At 45.2% G+C, this 21,886-nt stretch carries 14 protein-coding genes; 13 read left to right on the forward strand and 1 reads right to left on the reverse strand.

The window, feature by feature from the left end:
- Positions 1-7 precede the first annotated feature (7 nt).
- The 5 genes from M2407_RS02910 to wbaP all read left to right on the forward strand — a co-directional run bounded on the left by M2407_RS02910 (position 8) and on the right by wbaP (position 6,321).
- Complete coding sequence (locus M2407_RS02910) at positions 8-1,180, forward strand: acyltransferase (RefSeq protein ID WP_259216709.1); 1,173 nt, start codon at positions 8-10, stop codon at positions 1,178-1,180.
- Between the two features lie 21 nt (positions 1,181-1,201).
- Positions 1,202-2,530 (forward strand): hypothetical protein, encoded by a 1,329-nt coding sequence (locus M2407_RS02915; RefSeq protein WP_259216710.1) that lies wholly within the window; start codon positions 1,202-1,204, stop codon positions 2,528-2,530.
- 28 nt (positions 2,531-2,558) lie between these two features.
- Positions 2,559-3,629: a glycosyltransferase family 1 protein gene (locus tag M2407_RS02920; RefSeq protein WP_259216711.1), complete on the forward strand. Its 1,071-nt coding sequence runs from the start codon at positions 2,559-2,561 to the stop codon at positions 3,627-3,629.
- A gap of 6 nt (positions 3,630-3,635) precedes the next feature.
- Positions 3,636-4,715, forward strand: a complete 1,080-nt coding sequence (locus tag M2407_RS02925) for a glycosyltransferase (RefSeq protein ID WP_128864044.1) — start codon at positions 3,636-3,638, stop codon at positions 4,713-4,715.
- Between the two features lie 172 nt (positions 4,716-4,887).
- On the forward strand, positions 4,888-6,321 hold the full coding sequence (gene wbaP / locus M2407_RS02930; RefSeq protein WP_044552857.1) for an undecaprenyl-phosphate galactose phosphotransferase WbaP: 1,434 nt from the start codon (positions 4,888-4,890) through the stop codon (positions 6,319-6,321).
- Positions 6,322-6,420: 99 nt separating this feature from the next.
- On the opposite strand, the gene M2407_RS02935 is transcribed toward wbaP, so the two are convergent.
- Positions 6,421-7,701, reverse strand: a complete 1,281-nt coding sequence (locus M2407_RS02935) for a cellulase family glycosylhydrolase (RefSeq protein WP_048823785.1) — start codon at positions 7,699-7,701, stop codon at positions 6,421-6,423.
- A gap of 407 nt (positions 7,702-8,108) precedes the next feature.
- Between M2407_RS02935 and M2407_RS02940 the strand changes: the two genes are divergently transcribed.
- The 8 genes from M2407_RS02940 to galU all read left to right on the forward strand — a co-directional run bounded on the left by M2407_RS02940 (position 8,109) and on the right by galU (position 21,824).
- Positions 8,109-11,117 carry a DUF4214 domain-containing protein gene (locus M2407_RS02940; RefSeq protein ID WP_128864045.1) on the forward strand — a complete coding sequence of 1,003 codons (3,009 nt, stop codon included), beginning with the start codon at positions 8,109-8,111 and terminating at the stop codon, positions 11,115-11,117.
- Between the two features lie 385 nt (positions 11,118-11,502).
- Positions 11,503-13,269 carry a type I secretion system permease/ATPase gene (locus M2407_RS02945; RefSeq protein ID WP_259216712.1) on the forward strand — a complete coding sequence of 589 codons (1,767 nt, stop codon included), beginning with the start codon at positions 11,503-11,505 and terminating at the stop codon, positions 13,267-13,269.
- A 54-nt stretch (positions 13,270-13,323) separates the two neighbouring features.
- Entirely contained in the window at positions 13,324-14,655 is a 1,332-nt protein-coding gene (locus M2407_RS02950; RefSeq protein WP_020826026.1) for an HlyD family type I secretion periplasmic adaptor subunit, read from the forward strand.
- Positions 14,656-14,657: 2 nt separating this feature from the next.
- Entirely contained in the window at positions 14,658-16,037 is a 1,380-nt protein-coding gene (locus M2407_RS02955) for a TolC family outer membrane protein (protein WP_044549370.1), read from the forward strand.
- 305 nt (positions 16,038-16,342) lie between these two features.
- Positions 16,343-17,767 (forward strand): mannose-1-phosphate guanylyltransferase/mannose-6-phosphate isomerase, encoded by a 1,425-nt coding sequence (locus M2407_RS02960; protein WP_128864046.1) that lies wholly within the window; start codon positions 16,343-16,345, stop codon positions 17,765-17,767.
- Between the two features lie 15 nt (positions 17,768-17,782).
- Entirely contained in the window at positions 17,783-19,150 is a 1,368-nt protein-coding gene (gene cpsG / locus M2407_RS02965) for a phosphomannomutase CpsG (RefSeq protein WP_259216713.1), read from the forward strand.
- Between the two features lie 281 nt (positions 19,151-19,431).
- A complete protein-coding gene (gene galE, locus M2407_RS02970; protein WP_259216714.1) occupies positions 19,432-20,454 on the forward strand; it encodes a UDP-glucose 4-epimerase GalE in 1,023 nt (340 codons plus the stop codon).
- 482 nt (positions 20,455-20,936) lie between these two features.
- Complete coding sequence (gene galU, locus M2407_RS02975; RefSeq protein WP_128864335.1) at positions 20,937-21,824, forward strand: UTP--glucose-1-phosphate uridylyltransferase GalU; 888 nt, start codon at positions 20,937-20,939, stop codon at positions 21,822-21,824.
- The last annotated feature ends 62 nt before the right edge of the window (positions 21,825-21,886 follow it).

Raw genomic sequence — 21,886 nt, forward strand, 5'->3', positions numbered from 1 at the left:
GTTATGTATGAAACGATTTACTGTTCTTGATAGTTTTCGTGGCATATGCGCACTGTGTGTTGTATTTCACCACTTTAATATTACTGGAAGTATGACGGAATGGAGCTTGTTCCGTAATGCGACTTATATGGTGGAGTTTTTCTTTGTCTTGAGTGGCTTTGTTCTAACTCATGCATATAGCAAGCGTGAATTTGACTGGAATAAAATGAGGTCGTTTGCAGTCTCTCGTACATTCCGGCTTTTCCCTTTGCATGTTTTTATGCTGATAGTGTTTATTTTACTTGAATTAATAAAACTTATAGCACAATCAAAAGGGGTAGACTTTAATAAGCCTGCATTTACCGGTGTCAACGCACCAATACAAATACTTCCAAATTTACTTTTACTTCAAGCATGGCTACCGTCAGCGGCAACGCTGTCGTTTAATTACCCATCCTGGAGTATTAGCATTGAATATTACCTATATGTTATATTTGCACTTCTAATGTTTTCACTGCGTAAGGCTAGTAAAACTATAGTGCTGGCATTTTTCGCTATTTCAACCATTGCTTTTCTTGCATTAGTTTTCCCCATTACGACATCAGTAAAGGTTGAAGCACTTAACGGACTATCATGTTTTTTTGGTGGTGCGGTTACTTACTTTATTTATAAACGATTCCAACCCACAAAATTGAATCCATTACTCTTTTCTCTCCTTGAAATTGTAATGTTGCTGCTCTGTTATTTTTCAGTAACTATGCAATATGATTTTAAGAACGTTGCAACCAGTATGATATTTTGTATGACTATTTATGTCTTTTCTTTTGAGGCAGGTATAGTTTCTTCGTTGCTGGCTAAAGCCTTCTTTGAATTTTTCGGGAAAATTTCTTTCTCTATTTATATGACTCATGCAGCAGTTATTTTTATAGCGATAAGTATCGCGATGGCGTATGAGAAATTTTTCGGTAAAGAGTTGACTTACTCCATTACAACAAAATCACAGAGCACACTAAGATATATGGATCTTGGTTCAGGATTTTATAATAATGCACTGGCGCTGATAATTGTATCCATTGTTATTGCTGTTTCCTATTTCACCTATAGGGTAATAGAGGTAAGATCAATCTCTGCGGGGAAAAGATTTTCCAAGAAAGAAACTAATGATTACATTTTAAAATCTAAACCCGATGGTAAACTTTAGCCTTCGTATGGACTACACCTTATGGCTTATACAATGAGATTATTTCAACTTAAGAATATACCTGTAAGTTTTCTTTTGTTTTTTCTCACACTTTGTTTCTTTTCTGGTGTTATTGGCATTGCCTCGGCAATGCTGGGCATGCCTGTTTTAAAGGTGTGGAAGGAAGCTCTGATCGTTATTCTTTTCTTTATAGCATTGTTTTTTTCAAAAGGAAAAGTAAGTAGCAAGATAATTATCCCAACGACGATTCTTCTGTTGATTGGGGCTTTTTCTATTTACTCCATGCTGGATATTCTTGCATCACATACCTTCATAATACTGTATCAGCTTAAATTCGATATTATACCTGTGATGTTTATTGTCGCAGTTCTTATAATTTTTTCTAAGATGAGCAAAGAAGAACTACTGGCTTTTAGCATCAAATTTGTAAAAATGACCCTGTTTTTAGGTGCGCTAAATGCCATCGCTGTTATTCTTCAGCAGTTATTCCCCGATTCATTTATGGGGTTATTGGGCCTGGACGCTGGCCAATGGGGAAGTGATGCTGGTGTTCGCCTTAACTCAACGGAGGGGAACATTCGTGCAATTGGTTTGCAGCTTTCATTTACGATGTCTGGTGTCTTGATGTTGTTCTGTATGATTTTGTCTGTTGAGTGCAGTCATTTCATTAAAAGTAAAACTATAAAAATATTTCTTTTTGCTTTATTCCTGGTCGCGATTTTTTGCACTACTTATAAAACAGCTATCATTGGTGTGGTTGTGTATTTCTTGGTTAAATTTTTTGAGAAATTCCTTCCTTCAATCTCAAAGGTATCTATATTTATTATTGGTACCATTCTGGTTTTGTTTTTTGTTTACTCAACACATGATTATTCAGTTTATGACAGCGTTCGTGTCTACAACCAAACGGCAGCCTATAACTCCATTTACCTTAGGGTACTAGAGCACCATAAAATAATAGCCTCACTGGATTCACTAGAGAAGGTTCTCTTCGGTGCTGGATTAGGTATCAATGGTACTTTTGGTTTGGATAAATCAGAATATGGTATAAATGCAATTGCCACAGATAGTGCGTATATTTATTTGGTTAGTAACTATGGATATGTAGGGTTCTTCACTTATTTATTCCTTCTTATTTACATTCAGATAAAGCTATTTGTGATAAAGGACTGTGACGTTTTTGGTGCTAGGCATTTGATATTCTTTACGTTGTCAATTGAGTTATTTTACAACCTGGGATTAGGAAATTTCCCCAATAATATATTTTTGGTGGTTTTTGTTGCGATACCTTTTGTGCTAAAGAAAAAAGGTTGTACAAGGGAAGATATTGCCGCTTATAGCTATAGATAATAGTTTTTATAAAATATAGAGAGAGGTTATGATTTATATCAACGCAAGATTTCTTACGCAAGATGTGACAGGTGTGCAACGATTTGCTGAACAAATCTGCATCGAATTAGTGCGATTGAGAGATGACGTTATTCTCTTGGCCCCTAAGGATATAAAACGATCTTCACTACCGGCCAGTTTTAATATTCAAACTATCGGCGAGAAAAGCGGTCATTACTGGGAGCAAGTTGAGTTACCGAAGTATTTAAAATCCATAGATTCGCCATTGTTAGTGAATTTGTGTAGCACTGCTCCTGTTTTTTATAAAAACCAAATAGTTACACACCATGATGTCACCTATAAGCGATATAAAAAAAGCTTCTCATTGAAATTCAGGATGCTCTATTCACTACTTATCCCTATGATGTTGAAGAGTAGTAAAGCATTGATCACAGTTAGTGAGTTCTCGAAATCAGAAATATTACAGTATTTTAATTATAATCCTGAAAATATCCATATTATTTACAATGCCGTAGGAAGTGAGTTCGTTAATTATCCTAAAAACAATAATAACTCGGAGAAATATTTTCTCGCTGTCTCATCACCAAATTTCCATAAGAATTTTCATGGTATGCTTGATGCGTATAATCTATTGAAAAGCAGGACTGGAAGTGATGTGAAATTGAAAGTTATTGGTAAGTCGGCATCCAGTTTTGCGACCCAGGATTTTTCTAAAAACACGCAGGATGAAGATGTGACTTTCTTAGGTAGAGTTGATGACAATCAGTTAATATCACTTTATCAGAATGCGACCGCATTCGTATTCCCCTCTTTCTATGAAGGGTTTGGGATACCGCCCCTTGAAGCACAGGCATGTGGATGTCCGGTGATTTCTTCCAATAAAGCCTCAATGCCTGAGGTATTGCGTAATAGTGTTCTTTATTTCGATCCATATAATGTTTCCGAAATGGCAAGTATGATGGAGAAGATTATATCTGATTCATCTCTGAGAGATACTCTGGTGATTGCGGGCCTTGAAAATGTGAAAGATTACTCATGGAAGGTTTCGGCACAGAAAGTTAACTCCATCATTGAAACTACTACTGCATCGAGGACCTAAAATATTATGAAGGTTCTTCATGCAGCAGAAACGATTAAGGGGGGAGTTGCAACTGTTATGCGACAGATAGCCTTGGCGAGTGTTGCTAGTTCTGAGATAACCGAACTTCATTGCCTTGTCCCTGAAAATCAAAAGAATGAAATTAGCGCTTTACCGACTGAAAATGTAGTCACCTTCAAAAGGACAGGAAGAAACCTGGGTTCTTTTTTATCGTTTACGCTTCAGTTTATCTCCAATATTATCAAATATAAGCCTGAATTAATTCATCTTCACAGTACTTTTGCCGGTGTCTTAGGACGTATAGTCTTAATTTTACTTTATCCAATTTATCGTCCCAAGATTATTTATTGCCCTCATGCCTTTTCTTTTCTAATGGAGGGTAATAAATTAAAGAAAATGGTCTATAAAACCATTGAGCGTGCGCTACTCCCTATAACGGATGCCGTAATCTGCGTCAGTGAGTTTGAACGAAATGCTGCAATAGAAAATGGTTTAAACGAAAAAAAACTCAGCGTTGTATATAACGGTGTTCCTGTCGTTGATGTGAATGAGACGTTTACAAATCCTTATGATAATAATGTTATTAATTTATTGTTCGTAGGTCGCTTCGACTATCAGAAAGGGTTCGATATTTTATCTTCGATGATTGAGACATTAAAGGGAAAACCCTATCACCTGACGGTGGTTGGTGGTGCTGTCCATGGCGCGGAAGTTTATCCAGATTTGCCACAAACTACTTATACGGGATGGTTATCATCCACTGAGATTGCCCCCTATTTTTCTCATGCTGACGTTTTGATTGTTCCTAGTCGCTGGGAAGGTTTTGCGATGGTTTCACTTGAAGCCATGAGCTATGGCATACCCATCGTTTCCAGTAATTGCACGTCGTTTCCTGAAATGATTTTCCCTGGTGTAAATGGCTATATGTTCGAGTTATCGTCACCTGAAACATTGCCAGAAATTGTTGACGGTGTATCAAAAGAAGGTTGGGCATTGATGGGGGAAAATGCCAGATCTATTTTTATGGATAAATTCATCTCTGAGCGAATGGTAGATGGAACGTTTAATGTCTATAAGAAAGCTTAAGCTGACAGCTTACGGATGTGCTGCATTGCAACATTTGTAACGTTATTTAGTTGCATGAGTTCTTATGTTTATATTATGGATATTAGCTAATACAGGACTCTATTGAATTCAATTTCATTGGATATTGAATGGGGTTGGATGGTTTCGTCATTTATTTGGCATGGTAAAAATTATGGCAAAAGAACAAAAGTACCGTAGTAGTGGAGTAGCAAAACTAGCTCTTGCGTTCTCCGATGTGTTTTTTTTCAATCTAGCGGTATATATAACTTATTTATTATTAGATAATTTTTTTGGCGGTTTGGAAAAGTTTGTACCGGAAGACCAATTTAATATCAGATTGTTAGTCCAATTTATTTTATCAGTGATTTGTATGGTATGGTTTTGGGTGCGTCTACGCCATTATACCTACCGGAAACCTTTTTGGTTTGAACTGAAAGAAGTGGTACGAACATTATTGATTTTTGCACTTCTTGATCTTGCACTGGTTGCTTTTTCAAAATGGAATTTCTCACGTTATGTATGGTTGATTTCATGGATGTTAATTATCTTTTTAATCCCATTAGGCCGATCGTTAACAAAGAGATTACTTGATAAGTTTGGTTATTGGAAAAAGCATACAATCATTATTGGTTCTCGAAAAAATGCGTTCGAAGCCTATGCTGCTCTACAAAGTGAGGCAATACTTGGGTTTGAAGTCTGCGCTTTTGTATGCACCGATGACCCGTGTGAAACAAACTACTTTGGGGTTCCTGTAATCAACTCTGAAGAAGAGCTTTGGGCTGCTGTTGATATAGAGACAACGCAGTTTATCGTGGCATTAGAGTTTGAGCAGCATGCGTTGCGTGATCGTTGGTTAAAGGATCTTGCCAAACACAATTGTCGTTCAGTATCAGTTATACCGACACTTCGTGGTGTGCCGCTCTATGGCACTGACATGTCGTTTATCTTCAGCCATGAGGTCATGATACTGCGTGTAAGTAATAACTTGGCAAAACGGTCATCACGTATTATCAAACGCACATTCGATATTTTTGGCTCTTTATCGATCATGTTAATGCTTTCGCCAGTATTAATGTTCCTGGCCTTTATGGTTTCCAGAGATGGAGGAAAGCCAATTTATGGCCATGAAAGGGTAGGTCACAATGGCAAGAAGTTTAAATGTCTAAAGTTCCGATCTATGGTGATGAATTCTAAAGAAGTTCTTGAAGAGTTATTGAAAAATGATCCGGAGGCTCTGGCCGAGTGGAACCGCGATTTTAAGCTCAAGAACGATCCTCGCATCACAAAAATCGGCGCTTTTATTCGTAAGACTAGCCTGGATGAACTCCCACAGCTATGGAATGTTTTTATTGGTGAAATGAGTCTGGTTGGGCCGCGTCCGGTAATTGAGGATGAGCTAGAGCGTTATGCAGGTGATGTTGACTATTACTATATGGCAAAACCGGGAATGACAGGTCTCTGGCAGGTTAGTGGCCGAAATGATATTGATTACGACACTCGTGTTTATTTCGATGCCTGGTATGTCAAAAACTGGGCTTTATGGAATGACATCGCTATTCTGTTTAAAACAATATCTGTAGTGCTAAAAAGAGATGGGGCCTATTAACGTTATTTTCTGATATCCAAATGGCCTTTAAAAACCTGCTTGCTTTCGTTAGCAAGCAGGTTTTTTTATTCCAGGAACGAGAAGAGCAAAACGGGATGTTTAGGGTTGATTGCTCATTTTCAAGACAGGAGTGCTACTGTCAGCGTTGATAGGAGTATTACCTTGAATCAGTAATGGCGTCACTTTAGTGGGCTGTTGTGATAATGAGAAACTTTTTAGCTTATTCATAACTCCGCTCTCAGCTTGAGACGGTTTATTGCTCCAGGTAATGGTTGCTCTCTCAGTGCCTTTTTTCAGCACGACTATGTTGTCACCGTTCTCTGATTGTTTATAGTTAACTACCTGGTAGTTATTGGCAATTGCGGCTATTTTCTTTAAGTTATCGGCAGCAGGTTTTGCAACCAAATTTTGTGCTATAAATCCAAAGCGGTGTTCGCGATTGTTTGGATTTGCGCCATCATCAATCAGATCATACCACCAGATCCCTTTAATATAGTCCCTGGATTTCGCCAATAGGGTATATTTTATAACATTCTGTGCAGCCAAATCACCAGATATTCCACCATCGCCGATATGTGTTGGAAAACCCATTTCAGTAATGTAAATAGGCACAGTACGCCCGACCTTAGCCTTTAGTTTATTTTCGAAGACATCGATACCCGCAAGATTACCCTCAGGTTTTCGCATTTCCTTATCAGGGTTACGATAGGAATATGGATGGACAGATATACCATCAACATATTGCATCATTCCCATGTCAAGCAACTTATCCAGCCAGGCATTATCCTTATCCTTTAATGGATTAAGCGAGCCGGTCATCACGATTGCTTCTGGATCTGCTTTTTTTACAGCCAATGCGGTTTTCTTGACCAACTCAAAAAAAACTTCTTCAGAAGGGGGTTTTTTATTACCTCTGACCCCCGTTCCAACCAACCATTCATTCCATACTTCGTAATATTTCACTTTGCCTTTAAATCTTTTTGCCGTCCAGTAAGCGTAATTAGCAAACGCATCGATCGCGGCCTCACTGGAAGGATACCCATTTTTATCATACAAAGGATTGGTATAAGCCAATACCAACATAGAACTTAGGCCGAAGCTCTGTTCGCTTGTAGCAAACACTGAATCAACTTTCCCTAAATTGCCAATCAATGAATACTTTCCTACAGGGCCTTCTACCTGCGCCCATGGATAATCTTCACGTATGGAGGTAAAACCATATTCTTTTGCCAATTTTAAATAATAATCCCCAGAATTTGGATAATGCCGCACATGCATGTTTATACCCACTTCAAATGCATGGGAATAGGTGATTGGCATGAAAATAATCGCGGCAGAAAGCATTTTTAGAATTGCATTTCGGCAGTTGAAATTTTTCATAATGTACCCTTTTTGACTAATTTATCGGAGTTTTAAACTGTAAATTTAGTGGTTTATGGTTTTTTATATCAATCATTTTTGTAGGTAAATTCAGTGACTTAGGTAATAGTGGCGACTTTCTCTCTTTATGTATATAGGATTAATGGTAATTTTATATCTTATCTCTTTGTTTTTTTTGTCATAATCATTAAGTTTTGTGTGAAATCATTACGTTGTTTACTATTTTTTAATTCAATTCCCATCCATTTTCTTCAGCCCCCTTGCCTTGACAAAACTCGTTTCATTTCCTTTTATTTAAGTGCAGTAAAGTTTCTTATTCTTTATTACCGCTAAGTCTGGCATCTACGTTATGTCGGTTTGCGACGTAATATTTTGATTGTAAAAATCATGCATCCAAGGGGGATGTTATGGCTTCTCTAGTTTCGCAATATGAATCCGCAGCAATCTATTATGCTGTTCTGGGCAAGAACGCATCTACATCCGCTATTGATTACTTTGCACAGCAATTGCAGTTGGGAAATAAAACCGATTTGCAATTTATCAATGGATTACTAGCATCCGCTGATGGGATCGCCCGTTTTGGGACAAAAACGCCAACAGAAATTCTACAAACAATTTATACAAACATTCATGGTGTTGCAGCTTCCTCCGGCGTTATTGCTGACCTGCTGGGGACCGGGGATAGCATAGGGACAATAGTCCATGGTTTGATTGATGATTTGACGGGATATTTAGGCTCAGACAGCGCAACCTTGACGCAGCAGAGTTACTTTGATGCCAAAATCAAATCAGCTTTATTCCCTTCGTCTAGTGCGGGTTCTGCCGGTACCGGAGCTTCAGATGTTGCAGCTATTTATCATGTTCTTGGTGCAGGCCTATCAACTTCAGGCCTCAACTATTGGGGGGGCGCGCTGAATGCCGGCACCACGACCATCGATAAGGTTGCTCAAGCATTCGTTAACGATCGTTCCTACCTCACTTCTTTAAGTAATGAGGATTTTGTTGCACGTATTTTCCAGTATGGATTTGAACGTGCGCCAAGCTCTGCGGAAGCTTCCAGCTATTTAGCCTTGCTTAACGGTGGTGCGACCCGCGGAAGTGTTGTGGTTGATATCATTGAAGCATTGCGCGGAGGCGTGGCGCCAACAGATGCTACAGCCCAGTCTCACTTTAATGCTATCACCAGTGTTTATACGCCAGGTCAATTACCTGCGCTGAATATACAAGAACAAGTTGCTGCAATTTATCTGGGTGTTCCTGGACGTGGCATTGATGCCCAGGCGTTGGATACTTGGGGTAAGATTTTTGCCTCAGGCAGCCTAACCTCTACAGCACTGACTGCAAAACTGCTGGGGTCAACTGAATTCCAGCAAAAAGGTGGCCAGCTGTCAGGCGATGCTTTTATTCAACATGTTTACACTCTGGTACATGGTGTTGCAGCGACTACGGCACAATTAGCTGCCTATAGCGCTCTAGGCAGTGATAAGTCAGTTATTACTCAGGCAATTATCAACGATCTGCGCACTTCAATCGCAACCGATGCCGCTACTGTTACTCAACAGCACGGGTTTGAATTCGATATCGGCACCAGCTTGCTGTACAAAACAGCAGCTTCACTCACAGCAACCGCCGCTGGCGGCAATGCCACCGGCACGGTTAACACCGGTTCTTCACACCAGATCAGTAATGCTGAAACCGCCGTACTGCAAAACGTGTTGTTAAACGCCAACGCGGCCAGTGTCGTTAACCTGAAGTTCGCCGATCACCTGGCGAACCTGACCATTAACGGCACCAGTGCAGCAACGGTTAACCTGTCTGACAATGGCGTTAACCCGGGCGTAGGCATTACCGTCAACAACGGCAATGTCATTTTGAACGCCAGCTCGGGTGCGGATGCAGTGGTTGTTACTTCAACGGCTAATATTGCCACCGGCACCGGTCAGTTTAACCTTGGTGCAGGTAACGACAGCCTGGCGTGGGCGGGTAATGGGGTATCAAACGGCGCTAACACGGTAGCGACCACCATTAAAGCCGATGGCGGGGCAGGTATTGACTCGATCTCCGCCAACTTTATCACCAAGTCTGTTGTGACTAACCAAAACGCCCTGGGCATTCGTAGCAGCGTTGTCACCAGTAATGCTAATAACTTCTCGAATTTCGAGAAGATTGATCTGACTGGATTTATCGGCAAATCTGTTGGCACCCTGATTACCACGCCATTGATCGGTTCACCGACCACTACCAGCGTAACCACACCGACGCACGTCTTTGATTTTGGTTTAACCAACGGGACGGCGACAGTTGAAGGGACTACTGGGGGCACGGTAACTCAAGGCGCAGCAGCAACTAACCTGGGCTCTCAAGGTTTTGTGATCTCTGGCTTAACCAATGCCAGTGTCATTAACGCTGCGGGCGGCAACGCTGCACAACTGGAAGTGAAGGGCGATGCAACATCTGCCAGCACCTTGGGCTTCACTTTCGTTCAAAATGCTACCGACCACTTCAATATCAATTTTGATGCTGTAAGTTCTTCAAACGTTAATGCTGGCGCTATCAGCCTGACCAGTAGCAGCAGTGCTTTGTTGGGTACGGCACTGGGTACGGTGAATATTGCCTCTGGTGGTACGGGGTCGTTTAGCAATATCGTCTCATTGGCTGGTACCAACGCGCAGGTTCAGAACATAAACGTTACAGGTGATCATGTTCTGGATTTAACGCTGGGCAACGGCTTCAGTAATGTGCGTGATGTTAATGCATCCACCAATACTGCTGGCTTGAACCTGGATTCAAACCATGCCGGTACCGGTGACGGTATTATCGTTCAACTGCTGAATATCCTGCCGTTGAGTGTCGTGACTACTGGGCTGTTGGCTCCGGTACTTACCGCTCTGGGTCTGAACGGTTATCAACTGACTGTCGAAGGGACCGGCGCGGCTGACAGCTTCAACGTCCTGGGTAACACAACCCTGGCCGGTGGCAACGGTGTGAATACCTATGAGCTGAAGTCCAGTACCACTCAGGCCGGTGTTACCATTACCGACTTTGACAGCACCAAAGACAAGATCGTTGATGCAGCCTCTGCTTTGACCATCTCCGGTAATACCAGCGGCACCGCGGTGGCGGATTACGGCACTCGTGCTTCTGATACTCTGGATGCGCTGCTGGGTACTCTGGTTGGCGGGCTGACCAACGGCGTTATTGGCCTGTTGGGCGGTATCCTCGGTCTCGGTAGCAGCAACGCACTGACGGCTAAAGTGGGTGTGGCGTCAGTGGTGTTTGGCGGTACTGGCGATAATGCCAGCTCTTATGTGATTATTGATAACAACAATAACCACACGCTGGATACTAGCGACAGCGTTGTTTACCTGACAGGGCAAAACCATCAGCAACTGCTGGATACTCTGCATTACGCATAAGGTAAGCTCTGTAGGTTAATAGTTTCCATTGAAACTGTTATTGGTTAAATAATACGGGGAGGTCAAACTTCCCGTATTTTTTTATTTTGTGATCGGCGTCATTATCTCTAGCTTATTCCTTTCTGCATAATTCCCTCATATTTCACCATGTCTTTCATCTTGTTGTTTTCCTTGCGTTTCGAGGAAGTGACCTCCAGGCTTTTTTTTGCGTATTACCTTGCTGATATGGCCGTTCCCTATCTATAGTTAAAAAAAGTATCTGCAGTCTCGAGCATGTTTGGGGAGGCTTCTTTCGGATTTTCTTTATTTTTGTTTTTTTTAGGAATTTCCTTAGAAGAAATCAATGCGGATTGGACTGACAGTGCACATGATGTAAGGGCAGAATGTGAATCAATTTATACCGCGCAATGAAATTGCGGATGTTATACGGACACGCAGTAAAGTTTTTTGGACCGTTGGCATATTCACCGCATTTATTAACTTGTTAATGCTTGTTCCTTCAATCTATATGCTCCAGGTTTATGACCGGGTGCTTCCTTCGCGCAATGAAATCACCTTACTGATGCTGACGCTGATTATGCTGGGAATGTTCGGCATGATGGCGCTGCTGGAGTATGTGCGCAGCATGGTGGTGATCCGTATCGGTAGCCAATTGGATATGCGTTTGAATACGCGGGTTTATACGGCAGCGTACGAATCTAACCTTAAGAATGGTTCTTCCGATGCAGGGCAGATGCTGGGTGATTTGACTACCGTACGGCAGTTCCTGACCGGCAGCGCACTGTTTGCTTTCTTCGATGCGCCCTGGTTCCCGATTTACCTGCTGGTGATTTTCCTGTTCAACCCGTGGTTGGGTTTGTTTGCTCTGGTTGGCTCATTGCTGCTGGTTGCGTTGGCGGTGGTCAACGAAATGGTTTCCAAGCAACCCTTGGGCGAAGCGAGCAAGTTATCGATCATGTCCAGCAGCCTGGCAAGTACCAATTTGCGCAATGCTGAAGTGATCGAAGCATTGGGCATGCTGCCTAATCTAAAACGACGTTGGTTTGGATTGCATCAGAGATTTCTCAATAGCCAGCGTGTTGCCAGCGAGCGCGCGACTACCGTCAGTTCCATCACCAAATTTGTTCGTCTCTCTCTGCAGTCATTGGTCTTGGGGTTAGGGGGATGGTTGGCGATTGATGGGCATATCACCCCCGGCATGATGATCGCGGGCTCTATTTTGATGGGGCGTACTCTGGCGCCCATCGAGCAGGTGATTAACGTCTGGAAAAGCTGGAGCTCAGCCAAACTGTCCTATCAGCGTTTGGTCAAACTGCTTGATAAGCATCCTCCGCGCGGAATGGGGATGTCGCTTCCCCGTCCTGAAGGGATCATCTCGGTCGAAGGCGTCACCGCCACCCCACCGGGATCAAAAGCCGATGCGGTGTTGCACAATGTCAGCTTTGCTATTCAACCGGGCGACGTGCTGGGGATTATCGGGCCAAGCGCTTCCGGTAAGTCTACGCTGGCGCGTTTACTGGTCGGTATCTGGCCAGTCAGTGAAGGCATTGTGCGTCTTGATAATGCTGATATCTACCAGTGGAATAAAGATGAGCTGGGGCCGTACATTGGCTACCTGCCGCAGGATATCGAACTCTTTGCCGGCACCATCGCTGAAAACATCGCTCGCTTTAACGATATCGACTCCGAGAAAGTTATTGAAGCCGCCAAGCTGGCCGGGGTGCATGAACTGATCCTGCGCTTCTCTAATGGTTACGACTCGATCATCGGTAACGGCGGGGCAGGGTTATCCGGCGGACAGAAGCAGCGAATTGGCCTGGCGCGTGCGCTGTATGGCGATCCATCTCTGATCGTGTTGGACGAGCCTAACTCCAATTTGGATGACGCCGGTGAGAAAGCGCTGAATCAGGCCATTTTGTTCCTCAAGCAGCGTAATAAAACGGTGATTCTGATTACCCATCGCACCAACCTGCTGTCGATGACCACCAAGCTGCTACTGTTAGTCAACGGTAGCGTCAATGCGTTTGGCCCAACGCAGCAGGTTCTGCAAGCCCTGGCCAATGCGCAAAAAGCGCAGACTCCACAGCAAGCCGTGCGTGCGGTCAATTCCGAGCCGGACGAAGGCAATATCCCAAAAACTCAAATTAATTAAGCCGTGAACTTGCCGGGCGGGGCCACAGCGCCGCCTGCAGTCGAAGGAGTTGGTATGTCTACGCACATTGGCGAGCCGCAAGACTCGTATTCAGAAGAGATCCCACAAGACGAGCGGCGTTTTACCCGCATGGGATGGTTGGTGGTGGGGCTTGGCCTGTTTGGTTTTTTCGCCTGGGCTGCATTTGCACCTTTGGATAAAGGGGTTGCTTCGCCAGGCTCGGTGATTGTTTCCGGCAACCGCAAGACCGTGCAGGCGCCGGCTAGCGGCATCATTAAAAGCATCACCGTAAAAGAAGGCGACAGGGTTAAAGCCGGTGAAGTATTGGTGCAACTCAGTCAGGTACAGGCGCAGGCGCAGGTTGATTCTCTGCGCGATCAATACTACACCACCCTGGCCACCGAAGGCCGCCTGCTGGCTGAACGTGATGGTTTAAGCAAAGTGACTTTCTCGCCGGTCTTCGAACAACTTCAGGCTCAGCCGCGGGTTGCCGAGATCATCGCGCTGCAAACCCAGCTCTTCTCCTCGCGCCGTCAGGGGCTGCAAAGCGAAGTCGACGGTTATAAACAGTCGATGGACGGTATGCGCTTCCAGTTAAAAGGCCTGCAGGATTCCAGGGTCAATAAACAGATCCAGCTTTCCAGCCTGCGTGAGCAGATGAACAGCATGAAACAACTGGCTGCCGACGGCTATTTACCGCGTAACCGTTATCTTGAAGTACAGCGCCAGTTTGCGGAAGTTAACAGCAGCATCGATGAAACCGTCGGGCGGATCGGCCAAGTACAAAAACAGCTGCAGGAATCTCAGCAGCGGATCGATCAGCGTTTTGCCGACTACCAGCGCGAGGTCAGAACTCAACTGGCGCAAACGCAGATGGACGCCAGCGAATTCAGAAACAAGCTGGAAATGGCGAATTTTGATCTCGGCAACACCGCTATCACCTCGCCGGTGGATGGCACCGTAGTCGGATTGAATATCTTTACTCAGGGGGGCGTCGTGGGAGCGGGTGACCACCTGATGGACGTTGTACCCAGTCAGGCTACGCTGGTGGTGGATTCCCGCCTGAAGGTAGAGCTGATTGACAAGGTGTACAACGGGTTGCCGGTGGATTTGATGTTTACCGCTTTCAACCAGAATAAAACCCCGAAAATTCCGGGGACGGTGACGTTGGTTTCTGCCGACCGCTTGGTTGACAAGGCCAATGGCGAACCCTACTACCAAATGCAGGTCACGGTATCTCCAGAAGGCATGAAAATGCTGGGTGGGGAGGATGTTAAGCCGGGTATGCCTGTTGAGGTGTTCGTGAAGACAGGGTCACGCTCACTGCTGAGCTATTTGTTTAAACCTATTTTGGATCGCGCTCATACTTCATTAACCGAGGAATAATTTTGATTCAATTTAAACGACAGGTTGCTGGCCTTGCTATCAGTACCCTCTTGTTTGCGATATCTGCGCCGGTTCATTCGATAGGGATTCTAGACGCATATTCGCTGGCACTTGAAAAAGATCCGACCTTTCGGGCGGCTATAAAAGAAAAAGAAGCGGGGGATGAAAACGAAAATATCGGCAGGGCGGGGCTGCTGCCGAAGGTGTCGGCCAATTACCAGAATTCACCGCGTAACTGGCAGACGCAAAAGTATCCGGCGAGTGACATTTTTGGCAACAGCCTTGGTGAGGCGACCAAACGACAGCAGTATCGCAGCCATTCCAGTTCGATAACGCTGACGCAACCGTTGTTTGATTACGAAGCCTATGCGCGTTACAAGGCCGGCGTGGCGCAAACGCTGATGTCAGATGAGCGTTACCGCAGTAAGTATCTCGATCTGGCTGTGCGGGTGATCTCCGCCTATGTTGAAGTGGCTTACTCCAAAGACCAGATTGCGCTGGCCTCAGCGCAAAAGGCGGCTTACAAAGAGCAATTGGCGCTGAACGATCGCTTAATGAGCGCGGGTGAAGGCACCATTACCGACGTTTCAGAGACCCAGGCGCGCTACAGTCTGGCAGAGGCGCAGGAAATTGAGGCACGTGATGCCCTGGATGCGGCACAACGCGAGCTGGAGGTGATTATTGGCGTACCGCTCGATCAACTGGATGAGCTACAGGTACTGCGCCCCGGTAAATTCCAGGTGGCACCGTTAATCCCTTCCAAATTTGAAGAGTGGCAAAAAATTGCCCTGGAGAATAACCCGATGTTGGCTGCCTCTCGCCATGGCGTTGATGCTGCCAAGTATGAGGTAGAGAGAAACCGCGCGGGCTTCATGCCGCAGGTTCAGCTCTATGCTTCCCATTCGGAAAATGACTCCAGCAGTGATAACACGGTTAACCAAAAATACCGCACCGACAGTATCGGCGTGCAGGTGAGCGTGCCGATCTATGCCGGCGGTGGGGTATCAGCATCGACTCGCCAGGCGGCTTCACGCTATGGGCAGGCGATGTATGAAATGGATGCACAAGTCGGTACCACGCTGAACGATCTGCGTAAGCAGTTCAATCTTTGCATCAGTAGTCGTGCAAAATTAGCGGCGTATGAACTGGCGGTAAAATCGGCGACAACGCAGGTAACGGCCACCCGCCAGAGCGTGTTGGCAGGGCAGCGCGTCAACGTCGATGTGCTGAATGCCGAGCAACAACTTTACAGCGCGCAGCGAGACCTGGCTTCGGCTAAGTACACCTACATAAAGTCCTGGATCACCCTGTTGAGCGACTCTGGAACGCTTGACGAAAAGGACGTGAAACGAGTGGCGCAGTATTTCTCTATGAATCGCTGACCGGGTAGGGATAAATGGTTCAAATACTCACCATGAGTATTTGTCTGAAAGAGCAGCCTCAAGCTGCTCTTTTTTGTCTCAATACGTTATGTTAGCAACCGGTGGTGCTCCTGCCTCGCCTGTAAAACTGTACTTTTCGCTATAAATCATTGCGTATAGATCTATGGGAAGATATTGGCATAGGCAGGGGTTTTTAACATACATGTAACTTCTGTATGTAATTGTATGACTTTTATAATGCTGGGTTGGCTGGCGCTACGCCGCACTCTCGTTTATAAGACAGACGACTGAGTTAAGGGTTAATAATGTCAAAACTAATTCCTGTGGTTATGGCCGGTGGTACCGGCAGCCGGTTGTGGCCACTGTCGCGCGAATCATTCCCCAAACAGTTCCTTTCCATTGATGACAGTGGATTTAGTTTGCTGCAGCAAACTTTACAGCGCTTATCTGGACTGGAGGGCGTCGAAGTCGCCGCACCGTTGGTCATCTGCAATGAAAATCATCGTTTTCTGGTCGCGGAACAACTGCGTGAAATCGGGCAGCTTGCGACAAACATTATCTTAGAACCGGTTGGACGCAATACTGCGCCAGCTGTTGCATTGGCAGCACATCTGGCCGCAGAAGAAGATGATGACAGCATGCTCTTGGTGTTGGCCGCAGATCATTTGATTACGAAAGTGGAAAACTTTCACGCGGCAATAAAAGCGGCTATTCAACATGCTACTGAAAATAACTTGGTGACTTTCGGTATTATTCCTGGACATCCAGAAACGGGCTACGGCTATATCAAGCGTGGCAATGCACTTTCTGGCGAATGTTTTAAAGTTGACGCTTTTGTAGAAAAACCTTGCCTTGAAAAAGCCGTTGAATATTTGGCAAGTGGTGAGTTTAGTTGGAATAGTGGCATGTTTATGTTTAAAACTGCCAAATTTTTGCAAGAACTACAACAGTTTAGCCCAGAAATTTTCAGCACTACGCAACAGTCCGTGGCAGCCAGTCAGCGCGATATGAACTTTATTCGCGTTGATCAGGAAATCTTCAAGCACTGCCCTAGCGACTCCATTGATTATGCTGTCATGGAGAAAACACAGGATGCGGTGGTGATCCCTATCGATGCAGGTTGGAGCGATGTGGGGTCATGGTCATCGCTGTGGGAGGTTTCCGAAAAAGATGCTCGCGGAAATGTTAACGTCGGCGAGATTATCTCCATCGATTCGAATAATAACTATATATCATCTGACGCTGCGCTAGTTGCGACTATTGGGTTGGACGACCTTATCGTGATCAATACCAATGATGCATTGTTGATTTCGACAAAAGATCGCGTTCAGGACGTTAAGAAAGTGGTCGATGAGCTCAAAAAACGCAATCTTCATCACTTCCGTCAGCACTCCTCTTCTTATCGCCCATGGGGCAAGATCTGTGATATCGACAACGGCGAGCATTTCCAGGTCAAAAAGATCATTGTTCGTCCTGGTGAGGGATTGTCAGTACAGCGCCACCTTCATCGAGCAGAGCACTGGGTCGTCGTTAGCGGTACGGCGAAAGTGAATGTTGAAGACAAAGAATTCTTCTTATCTGAGAATCAATCTACATTCATCCCTGCCGGCAGTGTCCATACCCTGGAGAACCCTGGGAAAATCGACCTTGAAATTATTGAGGTTCGATCAGGATTTTACCTGGAAGAAGATGACATTGAACGTTTACATGATCGGTACGGCCGAGTTTAATTAAAGGATTTGGTGATGGAAAAGTTAGCCTGTTTTAAAGCTTATGATGTGCGCGGTAAGTTGGGTGAGGAACTGAATGATGATATCGCCTACCGCATTGGGCGCGCTTATGGCGAATTCCTAAAACCGAAGACCATCGTTCTCGGTAGCGATGTACGCCTGACCAGCGAAAGCTTGAAGCTGTCGTTGGCAAAGGGTCTGCAGGACGCCGGCACCGACGTGATCGACATTGGTATGACCGGCACCGAGGAAGTCTATTTTGCCACCTCTCATCTGAAAGCGGATGGCGGTGTGGAAGTGACAGCCAGCCATAACCCGATTGACTACAACGGAATGAAGCTGGTGCGTGAAGGCTCACGTCCTATCAGCGGTGATACAGGCTTGCGCGCAATTCAGGAGCTGGCGGAGAAAAACCAATTCCCTGAGCCGGCCGCGACTCGTGGCAGCTATGTTCGTCAGGATGTGTTGGCAGATTATGTGCAACATGTGCTGTCCTATGTGAACGTCGATAACTTTAAGCCACTAAAGTTGGTGATCAACTCTGGTAATGGTGCCGCCGGTCATGTGATCGATGCGATTGAAGCCTCCCTTAAAGCTTTGAACGTCCCGTTGGAATTTATCAAGGTTCACCATCAGCCGGACGGTACCTTCCCGAATGGTATCCCCAACCCGTTATTGCCAGAATGTCGTGCAGATACCGCCAATGCGGTGCGTGAACATGGCGCAGATATGGGGATTGCATTCGACGGCGATTTTGACCGTTGCTTCCTGTTTGACGAAAAAGGCGACTTTATTGAAGGATATTATATTGTTGGCCTTCTGGCAGAAGCTTTCCTGCAAAAACAACCCGGTGCAAAAATCATTCATGATCCACGCCTGAGCTGGAACACCATCGATGTGGTGAGCGAAGCGGGCGGGGTACCAGTAATGTCGAAAACCGGGCATGCATTTATTAAGGAACGCATGCGTGCGGAAGACGCGATTTATGGCGGCGAAATGAGTGCGCACCATTATTTCCGCGATTTCGCCTATTGCGACAGCGGCATGATCCCATGGTTGCTGGTGGCTGAATTGGTGTGTGTTAAAGGACAAACTCTGGGGGAATTGGTGCAGGACCGTATTGCGGCGTACCCATCTTCAGGGGAAATCAATATCAAACTGGCACAGCCGGCAGCTTCAATTGAAAGCGTCAAACAACATTATCTGTCGCGGGCAGTCGAGGTTGACTACACCGATGGTATCAGCATGGAGTTTGGTAACTGGCGTTTTAACCTGCGCTCGTCCAACACCGAGCCGGTAGTTCGTCTCAATGTTGAGTCACGTGCAGACGTGGCCCTCATGAAAGAAATGACAGATGAGATTTTAGCGATACTGTCTCGCTAAATTCGCCGTGATGGTGTTGTATCAGAACAGGGCTGCGTTTTGCAGCCCTGTTTGTTGAATGAGTTCGATAAGCGGGGCTGTGATCAATAAAAACGGACTCAATCATGGGCGTTGCCATCGAGCACATATGATTTATCCTAAAGACAATGACGTCGATGGAGGTTACTGTCAGCACTTTGCTGTCTTGTCCATTTTTAGGCTGTAACTCCCAAAGGCTATCGGATTGAGAAAGTAATAGAATTTGTGTCGTTGGCGCTTCAGGCGCGCATAAGGAGTGGTGAATGGCAATTTTAGTTACCGGTGGTGCCGGTTATATCGGTTCTCATACGGTATTAGCCTTGCTGGAACGCGGTGAAGAAGTGATTGTGCTGGATAATCTGTCGAACTCGTCAGAAGAATCACTGCATCGTGTCGAACAGTTAACGGGCAGAGCGGCTACCTTTTATCAGGGGGATATCCAAAATGGCGACTCCCTGCGTAGCATATTCGATGCGCATGATATCTCTGCCGTCATCCATTTCGCTGGATTGAAGGCGGTGGGGGAATCGACCCGTAAGCCACTGGAATACTATCAAAACAACGTTGCCGGTACGTTGGTGCTGCTAGAGGAAATGCGTCGTGCCGGTGTGGCTCAATTTATCTTCAGCTCTTCAGCTACGGTATATGGTGCGAACTCCCCGGTTCCTTATGTAGAAACCACGCCGATTGGTGGTACCACCAGTCCTTACGGCACGTCAAAGTTGATGGTTGAGCAAATTCTGCAGGATTTCGCTAAAGCGGAACCGCAATTTTCCATTATCGCTTTGCGTTACTTCAATCCGGTAGGTGCGCACGAATCTGGTTTGATTGGTGAAGATCCAAATGGCATTCCAAACAACCTGTTGCCTTATATCTCTCAGGTGGCCATTGGAAAGCTGGAAAAGCTGGGTATATTCGGCGGAGATTATCCGACTAAAGATGGCACTGGCGAGCGTGATTACATCCATGTGATGGATCTGGCTGAGGGGCACCTGATGGCTATGGACCATCTTAAGAACGTTGATGGTTTTAAAGCTTACAATCTCGGGGCAGGCGTGGGTCACTCGGTATTGAATATGGTGCAGAGCTTTGAGAGGGCGTCAGGCGTGAAGATACCTTATCAAATCTTACCGCGGCGCGACGGAGATCTGCCCGCTTTCTGGGCTGATGCCAATTTAGCGCGCAAGGAACTGGGGTGGGAAGTGCGTCGCGGTATTGACGATATGATGCGCGATACCTGGAACTGGCAGAAAAATAACCCACAGGGTTACCGCAGCAAGAGTTAGCGAAAATCTAAGTACAATTCTCAAAAGCCCATATGATATGGGCTTTTTTGTTGGTTTGGTTAGAGGCTTTCATTGACAATCAAAATAAAGAATTAATAAGCATTCTCAATAAGGATTATTATGATTACGTTAGGTATTATAATTATGCTATCTAATAAGTCTTGATGCATTGGTAGCGGTATATTATACACAATTGCTCATTTCGTTAATGTGTCAAGTGGATGTGAATTGGTTTTTTGTTGTTGTTTTTCAGTGTATTACCTGTTTTTCTGCCGATGGGCGACTAACCGTTAGACAGATAACGTTTTGTCTATGTCGTGTTAATGTATTAACGCCTAACATCGGTGTATACTTCAGGCCGAAGAAAACTGATATCGTTTTGGCAGCGCGCTTAAGAACAGTTAATGACCATGAAACGCCATTATGATGATTTTTGACGTGTTGCATTAATGAACCTGAAGTTGTTGGGAGTCCCCACAGAAATGCTAAAAGCTGTCATTCCAGTTGCTGGTCTCGGTACCCGCATGTTACCGGCGACAAAGGCTATCCCGAAGGAAATGTTGCCGGTCGTTGACAAACCTCTCATCCAATACATCGTGAATGAATGTGTCGCAGCGGGTATTAAAGAGATTATTCTTGTTACGCACTCATCAAAAAACGCCATTGAGAATCACTTTGATACGTCGTTTGAACTGGAAAGCATGCTGGAATCACGGGTCAAGCGCCAACTGCTGGAAGAGGTACAATCGATCTGTCCCAAAGGGGTCACGCTGATGCATGTGCGGCAGGGCCAATCCAAGGGATTAGGCCACGCGATTCTCTGTGCTCGTCCACTGATCGGCGATGAGCCTTTTGCCGTGCTGCTGCCAGATGTTTTAATGGATGATGTGGCAAGTGATTTGGCAAAAGATAATTTAGCAAACATGATCGCCATATTTGGCGAGAGTGGCCGCAGCCAGGTTATGGTTGAGCCCGTGCCTGAAAAAGACGTTTCTAAATATGGCGTAGTTGATTGCAGTGGTGCTCCAGTAGCTCCGGGGCAGAGTGTGCCGATGCACGCCATTGTCGAGAAACCTTCAGTTGATGAAGCGCCTTCGAACCTGGCAGTGGTTGGTCGCTATGTGCTGGCTGCGGATATTTGGCCATTGCTTGAGAAAACACCCTATGGCGCAGGTGGTGAGATTCAGTTAACAGATGCTATCGCAATGTTAATGGAACAACATCCCGTAGATGCTTTTGCCATGGTAGGGCGTTCCCATGACTGTGGCGATAAATTGGGATACATGAAGGCTTTCGTTGAATATGGACTTCGTCATTCTACGCAAGGTAAGGACTTTACTGCATGGCTGAGAGACCAACTCTTAGCTTGAATTAGAGTGATCTGATGAATCCAGCCGATTCCTAAAGTAAAATGAAACGGCTGGATGTAACG

Source organism: Serratia sp. BIGb0234 (assembly GCF_024809915.1).
GTDB classification, from domain to species: Bacteria; Pseudomonadota; Gammaproteobacteria; order Enterobacterales; family Enterobacteriaceae; genus Serratia; species Serratia liquefaciens.

Bases quoted from the DNA above. Each gene is read 5' to 3' on its own strand.
- galE (WP_259216714.1), top strand. From the start codon at position 19,432: ATGGCAATTTTAGTTACCGGTGGTGCCGGTTATATCGGTTCTCATACG.
- M2407_RS02910 (WP_259216709.1), top strand. From the start codon at position 8: ATGAAACGATTTACTGTTCTTGATAGTTTTCGTGGCATATGCGCACTG.
- M2407_RS02960 (WP_128864046.1), top strand. From the start codon at position 16,343: ATGTCAAAACTAATTCCTGTGGTTATGGCCGGTGGTACCGGCAGCCGG.
- galU (WP_128864335.1), top strand. From the start codon at position 20,937: ATGCTAAAAGCTGTCATTCCAGTTGCTGGTCTCGGTACCCGCATGTTA.
- M2407_RS02925 (WP_128864044.1), top strand. From the start codon at position 3,636: ATGAAGGTTCTTCATGCAGCAGAAACGATTAAGGGGGGAGTTGCAACT.
- M2407_RS02940 (WP_128864045.1), top strand. From the start codon at position 8,109: ATGGCTTCTCTAGTTTCGCAATATGAATCCGCAGCAATCTATTATGCT.
- M2407_RS02915 (WP_259216710.1), top strand. From the start codon at position 1,202: ATGGCTTATACAATGAGATTATTTCAACTTAAGAATATACCTGTAAGT.
- M2407_RS02950 (WP_020826026.1), top strand. From the start codon at position 13,324: ATGTCTACGCACATTGGCGAGCCGCAAGACTCGTATTCAGAAGAGATC.
- wbaP (WP_044552857.1), top strand. From the start codon at position 4,888: ATGGCAAAAGAACAAAAGTACCGTAGTAGTGGAGTAGCAAAACTAGCT.
- cpsG (WP_259216713.1), top strand. From the start codon at position 17,783: ATGGAAAAGTTAGCCTGTTTTAAAGCTTATGATGTGCGCGGTAAGTTG.
- M2407_RS02920 (WP_259216711.1), top strand. From the start codon at position 2,559: ATGATTTATATCAACGCAAGATTTCTTACGCAAGATGTGACAGGTGTG.
- M2407_RS02935 (WP_048823785.1), bottom strand. From the start codon at position 7,701: ATGAAAAATTTCAACTGCCGAAATGCAATTCTAAAAATGCTTTCTGCC.